The following is a 14,365-nucleotide window of genomic DNA, read 5'->3' as shown; positions in this document are numbered from 1 at the left end:
AGAACAATTAATGTTAAGATAAGTTACAAAGAAAAGATGAATTTAATGTTAAAGGATTGAGATTGTGATGAGCATCATAAAAAAAGGCAACCGTTGTTACGATTGCCTTTTTTCGTGGAATTTTATCCGTCTTTATTTTTTGTTCGCAAAATTAATGATATAATCAGTCATTACTTTCGCACTCTCATCTTTTACAAAGTCAAGGTCCATCTTAGGTTGAGGTTTGCCTTCTTCCCATGCCGGTTTACCTTGTAATTTCAATAAAGCATTGATACGTTCTCTGTTTTTCTTGAGATTATCGTCTTTTTCTTTTTTGAATTTATTTAATTCCAATGAAATTTTGACATCTTCATCTTTTTGAGCCTCTTCAATATCTTCTTTCAAATACTTGTATTCGAGTGAATTTTTAATCCGGGTCTCATGTAGCGTCTCCAGCTTTTTATCCACTCCACTCATATCCGCTACTTTTTTGAAGTTACTGGATTGAATTTGATCCCAAGGAAGAGCAGATTTTTCTGAGCTTTCACCAAATTTCTCTGCAGAGAATTGGGACGGGAATGTAATGTCAGGAGTTACTCCTTTGTGTTGGGTACTGCTACCATTGACACGGTAAAATTTGCCCAACGTGATGTTGATTTGTCCATATTGTGGTGCTCCTTCCGGTGTGTCCGGATCTTTCTCTCCTGATGCTTTTAATAATAGGCGACTTGTAGGGCTAATCACGCGCGACATGTCGATAGCCGATTGAACAGTTCCTTTACCATAACTTTGTGAACCAAGGATTACTCCTCTACCATAATCTTGAATTGCACCAGCGAAAATTTCTGAGGCTGAGGCAGAGAAACGGTTGATCATTACACCTAATGGGCCGTCCCATGCTACACCTGCATTCTTGTCTTCTTCGACATCAATATTATTTTTGGTATCTCTTACTTGTACAACAGGTCCCTTGTCAATAAACAATCCGGTAAGATCAATCGCTTCAGGAAGTGAGCCCCCGCCATTGAAACGTAGGTCGATGAGTACAGCATCCACTTTGGCTTGTTTCAGCGTATCTAAGATCAGCCTTACATCTCTTGTTGTACTTTTATAGTTCGGATCGCGTCTTCTGTAAGCCTCAAAATCCATATAAAATTTAGGGATATTGATCACTCCGACTTTATACATTTTTCCATCAGCCCCTTTGATGTTCATGATCTCTTTTTTCGCAGATTCTTCCTCAACAACGATTTTTTCACGTACTAAGGAAACAATGCGCGGATGCGAGTTCATCGGTTGTCCTGCAGGGATAATCTTAAGTCGTACGATTGTTCCCTTCGGACCTTTTATTTTGGCTACAGCGGCGTCTAATCTCCAGCCGATGATATCTTCAAATTCGCCATCTTTACCTTGTGCCACAGCGATAATCTTGTCATTCACCTGAATGGTCTTGTCTTTAAAGATAGGTCCACCCGGAATGATCTCATTGATGCTTACGGCTTCATTGTCTATGGTCAATCTTGCTCCAATACCTTCAAATGTATTGGCCATCCCTTCATTAAAGGCTTGCGCATAAGAAGGGTTGAAATAAGAAGTATGCGGATCTACAGCATCTGTAAGCGCCTGCATGATGATCTGAAAGGCGTCATTTGAATTATATTTCTTTGTTTGGGAAATTAAATTCACATAACGTTTTTTCAATGTTTCTACCTGTTTAGTTTTTGCACTGTCAGTAGATTTACCACTAGCAGTTTCCAGGTTCAACAAATCGTACTTCACACGTTTACGCCATTGATCGTTGGCTTCGGCATCCGTTTTGAACCAACCTAATTTTTCACGGTTAGGCTGATAATATTCATCTTTGGTAAAATCTTGCTTTTTGTCGATTTCAGAAAGTGCATATTGCATTCTTTCCAAATATCTCTTTTTATAGACATTGAAGATCTGAAAGGCCGAAGAAAGATCTCCTCCTTTTATATCCTGGGCAAGGTTACTCTTGTAAGCCTGAAATGCATCAATATCCGATTGAAGAAGATAATTCTTGCTCTGGTCTAAACCTTTGATCAGATTATCATAGATAATTCCAGATATCGAATCATTCATTTTGACCTTCTTGTAGCTCGCATTTTCCAATAATCCAATCACTTCTTTCGCGATGATCTGATGCTGTGTGCTCGGTTTGAGCCCACCATCATCTGGAAGTGCTACCCGTGGTTTTGAACCACAAGAGACAATAGATACCACAAAAAGTGCAAATATGAGTTTCCTAAACATATTTTCGACAGTTTTAATAATCATTTTATAAACTAAGATAAATTTGCTTCTATATGCAATTTTAAATTAAGCTGAATATAGAACAAATTTATCGTTCTCTCCTTTGCCATCAATAAACTTTTATATAAAGGAAATAAAAATATTCAGCTCTTATTGATAAGCGTGCTAAATTTAGTGAAATTCATAGCACATTATCATAGATTCTAAAAATTTATTTGATTTATCCTTTAATATTTACAAAAAGCTTAAAATACGATTTATTTCTTACTTTCGATTCTTCGGCTGCTATTATCTTACGAAGATCAATTAATTGTACAATTCGTTTTTCAGTTGTGTATAAGCCTTGTAGGTCTGGTCGGCCGAAGGATAGTCCTTCAATACAAGGTATACTTCGCCCAATTTGTCTAATATCGCCAACGACAACTGTTTGTTATTCTCGTTTGCGGCCAATTCAGCTGCTTGAATAAATTCTTTGATGGACACCTTGTAATTCCCATCCTTTTGCTTGGAAGCGGCAAGCAGATATTCGATCTCCGCAAGTTCACCACTCAGATTTTTTGCATTGGCCAAGTCACGTGCCTGCAATAAAAACCATTGTGCCTCGGTGTATTTGTTTTGTTTAAAATAGATCTCCGCCAGCATCTCCCATGCGAATATTTTACCTTCATAAGCCTTTGCTTTATTAAATAAGGGGATAGCGCTTCGGATAATGTTATTTTCGGCGGCCTTAAAGTTTTTTTGCCCTGCACGGGCCATGGCAATTAATAACCAAGCATTGGCCTGCTCGAGATAGCTTTTGCTTACCGTGGCATAGCTATGATATTTTTGGGCACTTTCTTCGGCTTTGTCGAAATCGCCATGATACAATTGAAAATTGCTCAAATTCAAGTTAATTGTTGCAATATCATCTTTGTTGTCGGTACGATTTGCTAATGATAATGCGTCATATAGAAATTTTGAAGCTGCACTACTATCATTATTCTTAATTGCAAATAGGGCTGCTTCATTGGCTAAGGCATAGCCCGCAATCCAGTTTTCTGCTTTTTTCTGATTTTCGATGGTATTATTCCATGCTGAGGTATTAGCCGGAACGGGATTCATCAGATATTGAAAATGCCCCATATTATTGGTGCTTTTCAACTGCAGTAATAAACGTTGGAATAGCAGTTGCCTGGCGATTTCCTTGCTAAAGCTTTTTTTGCTCGTATAATTGTCTTCAATAATTTCGTTTTCAGTCTTTGGAGGAGGTAGGAAATACACCTCAGGACCTACGCCGCTAAATGAAGCATCATATTTTTTTATCGCCCCAGTATAGTCCTTTGGGGTATTCTGTGCCATAACCTTTCCGCTCATTCCAAGGGTCGTGGTTAGGGCAGTCAAAAGTAAGGTCCAGTATTTCGTCATACTCATTCATTATTACGCGTCAATTAACGTCTAATGCAAATATGAAGAAAAATTGTGTGAAAAAATGTTAAAGTGTTTTTTGAGTATTAAGTAGTTAGTATTGAGTATTGAGACCTTGGTGGTACAAGCCTGTGGCTTACCGATTATTTTCTTTTTTAGTTACACGCCCACTGCTTGGGTATACTTCATCAGACTACACTAAAATATTTAGTTATTGTAGGGTTTAATTTTTAAATTTGTACTATGGCAACACGTATCCCTCTTGCAGAACGATTACGACCACATCAATTGAAAGATTATGTGGGGCAGCAGCATATTGTTGGTCCCGATGCAGTACTTTATCATGCGATCCAACAAAAGAATATCCCTTCAATGATATTATGGGGGCCTCCAGGTGTTGGAAAGACAAGTTTAGCGCTGTTGATTGCCAAGGAGCTGGATAGACCTTTCTTTGCCCTGAGTGCAATTCAGGCTGGGGTAAAAGATATCCGGGAGGTCATTGATAAAGCCGAGCGACTGATGAATTTCAATCAGGATCAGCCAATTCTGTTTATTGATGAGATACATCGTTTTTCCAAATCCCAACAGGATTCGCTACTGGGAGCCGTTGAGCGCGGTTTGGTGACACTGATTGGCGCGACAACTGAAAACCCTTCATTCGAGGTTATATCCGCTTTGTTATCCCGTTGTCAGGTCTATGTACTGGAGCATCTCTCAGAGGCAGATCTTATCGGTCTGGTTCAAAAGGCGCTTCATGAGGACGAGTATCTCCAAAAGCAAGCGATTGCTGTTGAAGAGTATGAAGCGCTGTTACGCTTGTCCGGTGGTGATGCACGAAAGCTGTTGAATGTGCTTGAACTTGTTGTCAATGCCGCAGTTCTCCATAAGGAATCCATTAGCAATGCTTTTGTGCTGAAGCAGGTGCAACAGAATATGGCGATCTATGACAAAGCTGGGGAACAACATTATGATATTATTTCAGCTTTTATAAAATCTATACGAGGATCTGATCCGAACGCTGCCGTATACTGGCTTGCCCGAATGATCGAAGGGGGAGAAGACCCTTCATTTATTGCGCGTAGGTTATTGATTTTGGCCTCTGAAGATATTGGCAATGCCAATCCCAATGCGCTCTTGTTGGCGAATAACTGTTTCCAGGCGGTGAACGTCATCGGATGGCCCGAATCACGCATTATTCTTTCGCAAACCGTCATTTATCTTGCAACTTCGGTCAAGAGTAATGCATCCTATGAAGCCATTAATAAGGCGCAGGCGCTCGTGAAACAAACCGGGGATCTGTCGGTTCCCTTACATATCCGTAATGCACCGACTAAACTGATGAAGGAGCTCAACTATGGAGCCGAATATAAATATGCACATGCATATCCTGGGAACTTTGTGTTACAGGAATTTCTACCCAAAGAGGTTAGTGGTGTAAAATTATACGAACCAGGACAAAATCCTCAGGAGGAGAAGGTCCGACAGAGCCTTCGGGACAAGTGGAAAGAGAAATATAGATATTGAGAAAGTAAAAATGCCACTACAAAATCTCAATACTCAATACTAACTACTCAATACTAATATCTATATTTGTTTTACAAATTGCTTCAACATATGAACATAGTGCCTCTAAAGCAAGTAGGGCGTTGGGCAGCGATAGCGCTGATCGGACTTACTGTTCTTTCCTGTAAAAAGGATAATCCAAAACCCGAACCGGAGCCGGAACCAACTGACCGTACCGAAGGTCAGCTTATTAAAGACGATATTTATAAATATTATAAGCTTTATTCCGTATGGGCGGATGGATCTATTCCGGATTATTTAAAAAATCCGGCTCAGTATACCGATCAATATGGTTCGGCGAGTAACGTGCTTGATGCACTCAAAAGGCTGACACCAGTCCATATTGCCGCAGGATATGCGGGTGTTTTTGACCGCTTTTCCTTTATGGAAGGGATCAACGGCTACAATATCGCCGAGCAGGCCAGTACAAAGATGGATAATAACGAAGGCTATGGCATCTCAGTACAATGGTTTTCGCTAGATAGTAAGACTGCGCGGCCCTATATTTCCTTTGTTGAAGGGGGCTCTCCAGCGCAATTGGCGGGGTTTAAACGCGCAGATATCATTACAGCTGTCAATAATGACAAGGAAAATTATTCGATCGAAGTCAGCTGTCCTGACGCGGGCGGTACCTGTCAAGTGAAAGATCCAGCAGCCTACAGCCGCTTGCGGAATAATATCAATTCGGCATTGGATGCCGCAAATCTTACATTGCAGGTGAAACGTGCGGATAATAAGCTGTTCGAAAAACCGATGAGCTATAACAATTCGTATGTGATCAATCCGATCTACAAGGATACGATCTATCTCAACAGTAATAATAATGTCGGTTATCTGGCCTTATCTTCTTTTGAGGAGATTGGCAGTAACAATCAAAATCAGAAGAATATTGATGCGGCCTTTGCCCAATATGAAGCCAAACAGATCAAAAGCCTGATTGTTGATCTGCGTTACAATGGCGGGGGCTATGTAGATGCGGCTATCTATGTTGCGGATAAGATCGGCGGCGCCAAGACCAAAGGTAAACTGATGCTGACTTATGAAATGAATAAGTATATGCAGTCGGATGCAGCAAAGAACTTAAGAGATCAACTGAATATGCATGATACCTACTTTGACGGACTAAGTACGTTAAATCTTAATAAGGTTTATTTCTTAGTGAGCGAAGAGACTGCTTCAGCGGCTGAGATGCTGGTCAACGTACTTACTCCGCATCTTCCAGTTCAGATTATAGCCACTGAATCCAGAACCTACGGTAAGCCCGTAGGGTTTTTCGAGCAGAAAGTCCGGGACAAAGTATCTTATTGGCCGGCTTCATTTATTCTGAAGAATTCACGCGGAAATCTAGGCGAGAAATATAACAAGGGAACTGAATCTGGTCTGCGTGATTATTGGGACGGTCTAGTTCCTGATAAGAGCGGTATCGGTGACGATGTTTCAGCTGATGTCGGAGATCCTAAGGAGAAAATGCTGGCAACGGCTTTAGCTGATGCAGCTCCCACAAGTAAATCTCGAGCGGCTATGCGCAGTATTTCTGCACGTACGATCCAAACAGTGGATCAGGGCAAAATGCATACAAGGCCAGAGCGGGGCATGATCAAGACAAGGAGTAAATAAGTTAGTGTTGCTACTTGCGAAGAGAGCAAGTATGAGAATAGCTATGAGAGATATGGAGGTCACAGGATAATTAAGTCATCCTGTGACCTCTTAGTTTATTAGAAATCTCAATACGAACTATTTACTGCCAAATATGAATGAATGACACAGCTGGGCAGCAGCCGCGTCGGGCAAGCATTGTAAATAACCTACCGGTATTTCACCTACAATTTTTTCCAAAATTGTATTCATACTCGCAAAGAGATCTTTATTCCATCGGATTGCTGTGCAACTTGGTAAAACAGCAACAAAGCCTTTGAGTCCTGGTTGCCAGGTAAAGGTATTGGTCGGAGCCTGCTGTAACCGGACAAAGGCTTTTAGTGGTAATCGTTCATTTATATAACAAGGGGTCTTGCCACTCCATGGTGTTCCATAGATAAAAATGCCCTCCGCTGTTATTCGGACAGCCGGATTATCATCATTGAGCAATACAGTGTTGGGAATATGGGTAAGCCATAGTCTACTATGCGTACTTTTTCCGGTTCCACTTTTCCCTAAAAATGCGATTCCAGTACCTTGATGATTGACCACGGAGGCATGGATCATAATGGTCTCATGTAGAAGGCTGGCTTGGCCGAATATCATCATGGACATCCAGGTAATTACAGCACTCTGTTCAGCTGCTGAGCTCTCAGGAACATAAATCGTAGATCGCTCAAAGTTGCGGTTGCTATACTGATACCAAGTTCCATTTCCGTTATCATTTACTATTGTCGTAATAAATGTGTCCTCCTTCTCATAAAAACGAAAGCGATCTCCCCAAGCAATAGACTCATCTGTCCGCAATAACCCCATATCCGCTGTTACTGGTGCTTTTTCTAGACTGATATTAATTGTAATATCAGCTTTATCGTCAGCAATACCGATCTGAAAATCCCGAAAGGAACCCAGGATATGATTCAAAGCAATATGAGTTGGATGGTTAAACTCCAAGATTAAGTCAGCGATGCGGTAGCGGGTTTGAGATAACTCAGGTGAATTCGTTATATTCATAATTCAGTTCCTATGTAATAATTACTTCATGAGCTTGAAGGCTCGGTTCGTCTTTTATATTTATTGGTATGCCCAGATTTTTTTCATAACTATTTGTATTTGCTAATCACTGCTAGTACATTAATCGAGGTAGATGCGGTGTTGGCATTTATCTGCGAGATGTAAGTCGTGTGTTACAAATAGACATATTTTATGTTTTCCATATTCGAGCAGGCGTTGTGTAAGCATATCTGAAGTCGTTCTATCTAATGCAGAGGTTACTTCGTCAAAGAGCCAGATATCACCATCGTGCATCAGCGCGCGGGCAATAGCGATACGTTGCGCTTGTCCCTCGGATAAACCCATACCGGATTCCCCTACGAGGGTATCAACGCCATCTGGAAAGTCAAATACAAATTCTGCACAGGCCAACCATAGCGCCTGTTCTATATCTAGCACTCCGTCTTCTTTCACATGGAGGAGAAGATTTTCCCGTATTGTTCCGCTAAAGAGTGAATTGCCCTGTGGGATATAGGCAAAATTGACGCGATGTTTTGCCTCCAGCGATCGTTCTCCATCTATGTCTACCAATGTGATATCGCCTTTTTCAGCTTTGAGCAGTGATAACAATAGACGGATTAAGGTGGTCTTTCCTTTTCCACTGGGACCAATAATTGCTGTTGGTTCACCCACTTTGAGGGAAAGGTTTAACTGCTGCAGTACCCATTTGTCCTCGTAACGAAAGGATAGGTCGGTGATGCGCAGTTCTTCTGTTTTGTTCAGGCGCTCCTGTTTTACTTGAGGTTCAATCTCACCTTCTTGTAATTCCAGTAGCCGATCTGCAGATACCCGAAAGCGAACAAAACCTGGAATATAAGCAATCAATGCAAGAATTGGTGTTTGAATTCGAGCGACCAATTGCAAAAAGGCCGTCATTGTTCCAAAAGTAATCTGTCCGGATTGTAGCCGATAGACTCCCCAGATGAAGGCGACCAAATATCCTGCATTCATGGCGACTTTCATAGCGCCCTGGGTATAGGTTGAAAAATTAATCTGACGCATTTTCAGTAAGAAAAGCTGCTGCTGACTTGCTGTCAATTTTGCCCTCCTTTTTGGGAAAATGCCCATGGCGCGGATAAGCAAACGGAAACGTAAATTTTCCTGGAGAACTTTTGAAAAATTACTTTCCTCCTCTTTTACCTCCTTGCTCAATTTGCGCATTCTGCGGAAGTAAATCTTTGAAAATACAAATAGAGGTGATATGGCCAGGATCATAAGCGCAAGCATCGGATCCATATACCATAAGAAGCCGACCGAAGCCAATAGTTGGATAATAGTCAATACAAAGGAAAGCACCATATTGGCAATGGTATTGGCAACTTCTTCACAGTCAGTCTGAATCCGGATCTGGATATCACCTGTATGCCAGTTTTTGATCAGTTTCCATACGGATAACATCTGTGCATCGAGCATGGTTCGTTGCAGTTGGAGTGTAAGCATGAGCTTGACACGCTCCAGAAGACGGCCTGAATAGCCTTTTATAGCCACATTTAGCGTGATGCTTCCAATAATGCCGATCAACAGCCACTTAAGGGATAATACTCCCGGGGAAGTCGCCACATCAACTGCTTTTTTGGACAGGTATACAAAGATCAGGGAAAGACCGATACAGATCAGTTCCAATACAAAGTATAGGAGCAATCTACCGCGGTAACCATCGCTGACTGACCATGCCCAGCGCGCATGTTGTTTCAGGCTGTTGTTGTTCATTTGGATAGATCAATGGAAAGGTTATTTTTCCAATAGTCCTTGTTTCTCAAAATCCGCAAGTAAAACTTTAGCATCGGATTGTGCTTGTTCCTCTTCCACCTCATAGTTTTCACAGAGTAGTTTAACGATTGTGGTCGTGTCAAACTCTTTTTCTTTTAATTGCTCCCAAAGCCATGCTGCAGTGCTGTTTAGTGTGTATACCGTTGATAAATCAACCATATCCTGACTCGGGTCAACAATTAAATGATCTGAACCAATTGTTCTCAATACTAAATCCGATCTTAATTTCATATATAAATTATCTGTTTATTCATGAGCTAATTTTCCTTTTTTAATATACTCATGCTGCCTTCGGCGGTTTTAATATCCTATTGAATACCCAAATTTTTCTTACTTGTTTATCGTATTTGGGTATATCACGTATTAGGGTTAAATAGAATAAGTAAAATCAAAGTTAATAATTATTTTTTCAACCTTTTTATTTGTCGTTATAGATTTCAGTTTCTTCAGTAGGATCTGCTCTATCGGGCTATTAAGCGTTTCAGTTTTGCAATAACCCGGCGTAGCAGACGAATATGATACCATCCTAAACCGCGTAATCTCGCCCAACTACGATTTAAATTAATTTCCAATGCTGAGTTTTGTGGAAAATGAATAGAAGCGACCGCAATAATATCTTTGCTACTTATATACTCCCGCAATACAAGATTGCCATCGCCTGCTAATACGATCTGCGTATTCTTTTCTCCTACATAACGGTGAAAAACATATTTCCCCTCATGTTTGGCCAATATATTACTGCCTAGTTGCAAAGGTTCACCGCGATAAGCCTGTAATAAAACGCTGTCTCCGTCATCAATAAAAGGACGCATGCTCCCGCCTTTGATACGGATACGAACTTCCTTGCCCTCATTTAGCATACCTTGTACTTCGGTAAAATAGAGCTCATTGGAGATAACACGTGTCTTATTGTCTTCCGAATGTTCAGCCATATATTATTGATTGGGTTGAACAAAATATTGGATCACTGGTTGTAAATACGTGTCTTTTAATAGGACTTTCTTGTTTTCATCCAACAGATATATTGTTGGAGATGCCTTGAGGTCATACAAGTTGAACGACAGTATCTTGCTATCGGTATCAAAACCATTGATCCATTTTTCGGACATTTCTGGCATATAATTTTTCCATTTACTGCGATCTCCCCAAGGGTCGATGGCTAATACTTGCACTTGTAGTTGCGAGAATAACTCAACCAATTGTGGCGTATCACGGAGTTGGTGAATCGTCTCCTTACAATGGGCACAATCGGGGTCATAAAAGATCAAAAAGGTGAATTTTCCTTTAGTTTGTGATAGTTTCTGTTTTGTCCCATTGGCCAGCTCATAGCTAAAATCCTCAGCGGGTTGACCTACCTTATTACGCAACACTAACTTGTAGACAGGTCTATAGGCCTCTTTCTCCAGATCCGATAATAAATCTGTTTTGATCATATAACGTAGAACAGACTCGTAGATGATGTCATTTCGCATCGGTGAATTACCATCATAGAGATAACGGTCGTATAGTTTGATGAAGTAGTCGAAACTGGTTCTATTGGATTTGGCTTTGTCTAACATCAGGTCTACCGCTTTGTCTCGCATAGCGGAATCAGGTGTTTTTGATAATAATCCGATAAAATCAGCGAGTTGCTGCTCTCCTTTGTCTGGATTTTTAACCTGAGCAGTGTCTTTCATGTCGAATTTATCCCAGAAATGTAACAAGCTACTATCTGCGGTACTCATGGCACTCGCTTTTTGCGGTATTGTTTCGTTACTTTCTTTTTTTGATTTATTATTTCCATCACAGGCCCACAAAAGACCTACAATCATGCCTATCGGCAACCAAAAACCAAGAGTTGAACTTTTCATTCTAATTTAATGCTTAACTTCGCTAAGTTAATAAAACTTTCAGGATTCCATGGATAGAATCGACAGCATTAATTGAGGTTACAGCTGCCTATGTGCCTGGCCACTATTTAAATTGAAGTTCCTGATTTCTTTGGGGCAAGTCGTAGCAAAAGAAAGCCTTTTTACGTTAGATACCTGAATAGCGAAAGATTTATGCGAGGAGGTAGAGAGCTCTTTCCTGCCTGTTTAGAACCACTGGTGTAAATATTTTAAACGATTTAATTAAATAGTTTTACTAATTTTGCGGCAAACGCCAATATATCGAATGAAAAAAATAGTATTATGGTTTTGCATGATCGGATTTGTGGGCTCAGTATACGCACAGACCAATCCTGCCAATATCAAAGTAGATAATCTGACAGATGCACAGATAGAGCAATACGTAAAACAAGCTGCCTTAATGGGCTATGATGAAAGTCAGCTAGATGGTTTTGCTCGTGCGCAAGGGGTGTCTGCTGTTGAAGTACAAAAATTAAAAGAACGTTTGGCGAAAATTAAGCGTAAGAAACAACAACCCGATCAATCGCAGCGAACTAATACGACCGCTACCACAGGACGAGCAGTTGGTCGTCAAGTGGGGGGTGTAAATACGACAGATTCCTTACAGAATAAACGCAATGATAATCCCGATTCCGTTCAGCATGATGATGGAAAATTGAAGATTTTTGGCGCGGACTTGTTTAAAAATAATAGTATTACTTTTGAACCTAATCTTCGGATGGCGACGCCAAGTTCTTATATCATTGGTCCTGATGATGAGATCTTATTGGATATCACTGGTGATAATGAAGCTTCTTATACACTTCCTGTCAGCCCAGATGGAATGATCAAGGTGGAATATGTTGGTCAGATTAATGTTGCGGGCTTATCGATCGCTGCGGCGAAGAGCAAGATTGAACAACGTTTGAGTGGAACCTATCCTGCAATCCGTTCAGGAAGGACCAATGTAAGTGTAACAATTGGTAATATCCGCACCATTCGCGTTACCTTGACCGGAGCTGTCTCCAAACCAGGTACCTATAGTTTACCCTCTTTAGCCACAGTCTTCAATGCACTCTATGCTTCTGGAGGTCCTAATAAAAATGGTACCTACCGTCAGATCCAAGTGATCCGTGGTAATCGTGTCGTCAGCACAATCGATGTCTATGACTTCTTGGCTAATGGTATACAACAAGGTAATATACGTCTACAGGATCAAGATATTATCCATATTCCTGTATATGGAGCACGTGTGCAGTTTGAGGGTGAAGTAAAGCGACCTGCTATTTTCGAGACTGTAGCAGGAGAATCCTTATCCGATATCTTGCGTTATGCAGGCGATTTTACAGAGAATGCCTATACTGCAAAGATCAAGGTTTTGCAAACAACAGGACGTGAGCGCAGTGTGCAAGATGTCTACGCTGATCAATTCGCAAATTATACGCCTAAGGGTGGAGATCAATATATTGTTGAGCCGATATTGGAACGTTATGCCAATCGGGTATCTGTGCTTGGGGCGGTATTCCGTCCGGGTATATTTGGTTTGGAGTCAGGTCTGACGCTCAAGCAAGTGCTTGAAATGGCCGATGGTGTGCGTGAGGATGCCTTTTTGGAACGAGGGATCATTAACCGTTTGAAAGCAGATAATACGTCAGAACTGATCAATTTTAATGTACGGGAAGTATTGGCTGGTACAGTTGCTGATATACCATTGAAGCGTGAGGACAAGATCGAAATCGCTTCTATTTTTGATTTACGTGCCGAATATAAATTTACCGTTCAAGGCGAAGTACGTTTTCCTGGTGATTTACCTTTCGCTAGCAATGCAACGCTAGGTGACGTTATTCAAAAAGCTGGTGGATTTACTGAGGCTGCTAAAAATGCACGCGTGGAGATTGCTCGAAGACTTCAACAGCGCAATGCTGACGATCATAGTTCTTCGCAAACGATTTTAGTCGATATTAAAGATGGTATCCTTACAGATCCGACTATCGCTTTGCAACCTTATGATGTTGTTTCGGTATTAGGAGACGCGGGGTTCCGTACACAGCGACAAGTGACGATTGAGGGTGAGGTACTCTACCCGGGTATTTATACCATTTCACGCGAGGATGAACGTATTTCAGACATCGTCAAGCGGGCGGGTGGCTTAACAACGTATGCTTATACTGAAGGAGCATCTTTAAAACGTACGGGGATGTCCAAATTGAAAGCAGAGGAGAAAAAAGAGAAAGAACGTTTGAAAAAAGAGTTGGAGCAGGATAGTTTGGACGCGATAGGAGATAATAATAAAAATAAACAAGATAAGGAAAACGACGAAGAGAATACAGACAGTTCAAAGGCAAAAAGTAGTGCCTTAGCGAAGGTGTCACAGCAAGGGATGACGGCTGCTGATGTTGAACCAAGTGATCTTGTTGGGATTGAGTTAAATAAAATTTTGGAGAAGCCTTACGAAAAAGGCGATTTATTGGTATTAGATGGTGATATTATTACTGTGCCCAAAGAACTGGAAACAGTGAAGGTCGTAGGAGAGGTTTTGAATCCCAATAACGTCGTATATGTCAAAGGTAAAAACCTAAAATACTATATCAATCAAGCTGGTGGATTTACGGATAATGCCTTGAAAAAACGTGTCTTTGTTCAGTATGCCAACGGCGCTGTAAAAGGTAAATCGGGCGGGTATCCTGAAGTAAAACCGGGAGCGGAAATTGTTGTCCCGAAACGTGCGCCAAGAGAGCGAATGAGCGCTCAAGGTTGGGTTGGACTGGGAACAGGTATTGCCTCCTTGGCGGCTATTATTGTAAGTTTATTGAGATAGT

10 protein-coding genes are annotated in these 14,365 nt (G+C 41.0%); 3 read left to right on the top strand and 7 right to left on the bottom strand.

Annotated features, from left to right (window positions below):
• Window positions 1–132: 132 nt before the first annotated feature.
• Complete coding sequence (locus DFQ12_RS21745) at window positions 133–2,253, bottom strand: carboxy terminal-processing peptidase (protein WP_120261365.1); 2,121 nt, start codon at window positions 2,251–2,253, stop codon at window positions 133–135.
• Window positions 2,254–2,559: 306 nt separating this feature from the next.
• Window positions 2,560–3,657 carry a tetratricopeptide repeat protein gene (locus DFQ12_RS21740; RefSeq protein ID WP_147420460.1) on the bottom strand — a complete coding sequence of 366 codons (1,098 nt, stop codon included), beginning with the start codon at window positions 3,655–3,657 and terminating at the stop codon, window positions 2,560–2,562.
• A gap of 243 nt (window positions 3,658–3,900) precedes the next feature.
• Here DFQ12_RS21740 and DFQ12_RS21735 point away from each other — a divergent pair, with 243 nt between their 5' ends.
• Window positions 3,901–5,181, top strand: coding sequence for a replication-associated recombination protein A (locus DFQ12_RS21735; protein ID WP_120261169.1), 1,281 nt, complete (start codon window positions 3,901–3,903; stop codon window positions 5,179–5,181).
• Between the two features lie 90 nt (window positions 5,182–5,271).
• On the top strand, window positions 5,272–6,837 hold the full coding sequence (locus tag DFQ12_RS21730; protein ID WP_120261168.1) for a S41 family peptidase: 1,566 nt from the start codon (window positions 5,272–5,274) through the stop codon (window positions 6,835–6,837).
• Between the two features lie 117 nt (window positions 6,838–6,954).
• Here DFQ12_RS21730 and DFQ12_RS21725 read toward each other — a convergent pair whose 3' ends face one another.
• The 5 genes from DFQ12_RS21725 to DFQ12_RS21705 all read right to left on the bottom strand — a co-directional run bounded on the left by DFQ12_RS21725 (window position 6,955) and on the right by DFQ12_RS21705 (window position 11,528).
• On the bottom strand, window positions 6,955–7,869 hold the full coding sequence (locus tag DFQ12_RS21725; RefSeq protein ID WP_120261167.1) for a hypothetical protein: 915 nt from the start codon (window positions 7,867–7,869) through the stop codon (window positions 6,955–6,957).
• 120 nt (window positions 7,870–7,989) lie between these two features.
• Window positions 7,990–9,618, bottom strand: coding sequence for an ABC transporter ATP-binding protein (locus tag DFQ12_RS21720; RefSeq protein WP_120261166.1), 1,629 nt, complete (start codon window positions 9,616–9,618; stop codon window positions 7,990–7,992).
• A 21-nt stretch (window positions 9,619–9,639) separates the two neighbouring features.
• A complete protein-coding gene (locus DFQ12_RS21715; RefSeq protein ID WP_120261165.1) occupies window positions 9,640–9,909 on the bottom strand; it encodes a PqqD family protein in 270 nt (89 codons plus the stop codon).
• A 230-nt stretch (window positions 9,910–10,139) separates the two neighbouring features.
• Window positions 10,140–10,610, bottom strand: a complete 471-nt coding sequence (locus DFQ12_RS21710) for a S24/S26 family peptidase (protein ID WP_120261164.1) — start codon at window positions 10,608–10,610, stop codon at window positions 10,140–10,142.
• A 3-nt stretch (window positions 10,611–10,613) separates the two neighbouring features.
• Window positions 10,614–11,528 (bottom strand): DUF5106 domain-containing protein, encoded by a 915-nt coding sequence (locus DFQ12_RS21705; RefSeq protein ID WP_120261163.1) that lies wholly within the window; start codon window positions 11,526–11,528, stop codon window positions 10,614–10,616.
• A gap of 304 nt (window positions 11,529–11,832) precedes the next feature.
• Between DFQ12_RS21705 and DFQ12_RS21700 the strand changes: the two genes are divergently transcribed.
• Window positions 11,833–14,364: an SLBB domain-containing protein gene (locus DFQ12_RS21700; RefSeq protein WP_120261162.1), complete on the top strand. Its 2,532-nt coding sequence runs from the start codon at window positions 11,833–11,835 to the stop codon at window positions 14,362–14,364.
• Window position 14,365: the final 1 nt, after the last annotated feature.

This window comes from Sphingobacterium detergens, assembly GCF_003610355.1.
Classification (GTDB): Bacteria; Bacteroidota; Bacteroidia; order Sphingobacteriales; family Sphingobacteriaceae; genus Sphingobacterium; species Sphingobacterium detergens.
This window is presented reverse-complemented; position numbering and strand designations above follow the sequence as displayed.

Bases quoted from the DNA above. Each gene is read 5' to 3' on its own strand.
- DFQ12_RS21745 (WP_120261365.1), bottom strand. From the start codon at position 2,253: ATGTTTAGGAAACTCATATTTGCACTTTTTGTGGTATCTATTGTCTCT.
- DFQ12_RS21740 (WP_147420460.1), bottom strand. From the start codon at position 3,657: ATGACGAAATACTGGACCTTACTTTTGACTGCCCTAACCACGACCCTT.
- DFQ12_RS21735 (WP_120261169.1), top strand. From the start codon at position 3,901: ATGGCAACACGTATCCCTCTTGCAGAACGATTACGACCACATCAATTG.
- DFQ12_RS21730 (WP_120261168.1), top strand. From the start codon at position 5,272: ATGAACATAGTGCCTCTAAAGCAAGTAGGGCGTTGGGCAGCGATAGCG.
- DFQ12_RS21725 (WP_120261167.1), bottom strand. From the start codon at position 7,869: ATGAATATAACGAATTCACCTGAGTTATCTCAAACCCGCTACCGCATC.
- DFQ12_RS21720 (WP_120261166.1), bottom strand. From the start codon at position 9,618: ATGAACAACAACAGCCTGAAACAACATGCGCGCTGGGCATGGTCAGTC.
- DFQ12_RS21715 (WP_120261165.1), bottom strand. From the start codon at position 9,909: ATGAAATTAAGATCGGATTTAGTATTGAGAACAATTGGTTCAGATCAT.
- DFQ12_RS21710 (WP_120261164.1), bottom strand. From the start codon at position 10,610: ATGGCTGAACATTCGGAAGACAATAAGACACGTGTTATCTCCAATGAG.
- DFQ12_RS21705 (WP_120261163.1), bottom strand. From the start codon at position 11,528: ATGAAAAGTTCAACTCTTGGTTTTTGGTTGCCGATAGGCATGATTGTA.
- DFQ12_RS21700 (WP_120261162.1), top strand. From the start codon at position 11,833: ATGAAAAAAATAGTATTATGGTTTTGCATGATCGGATTTGTGGGCTCA.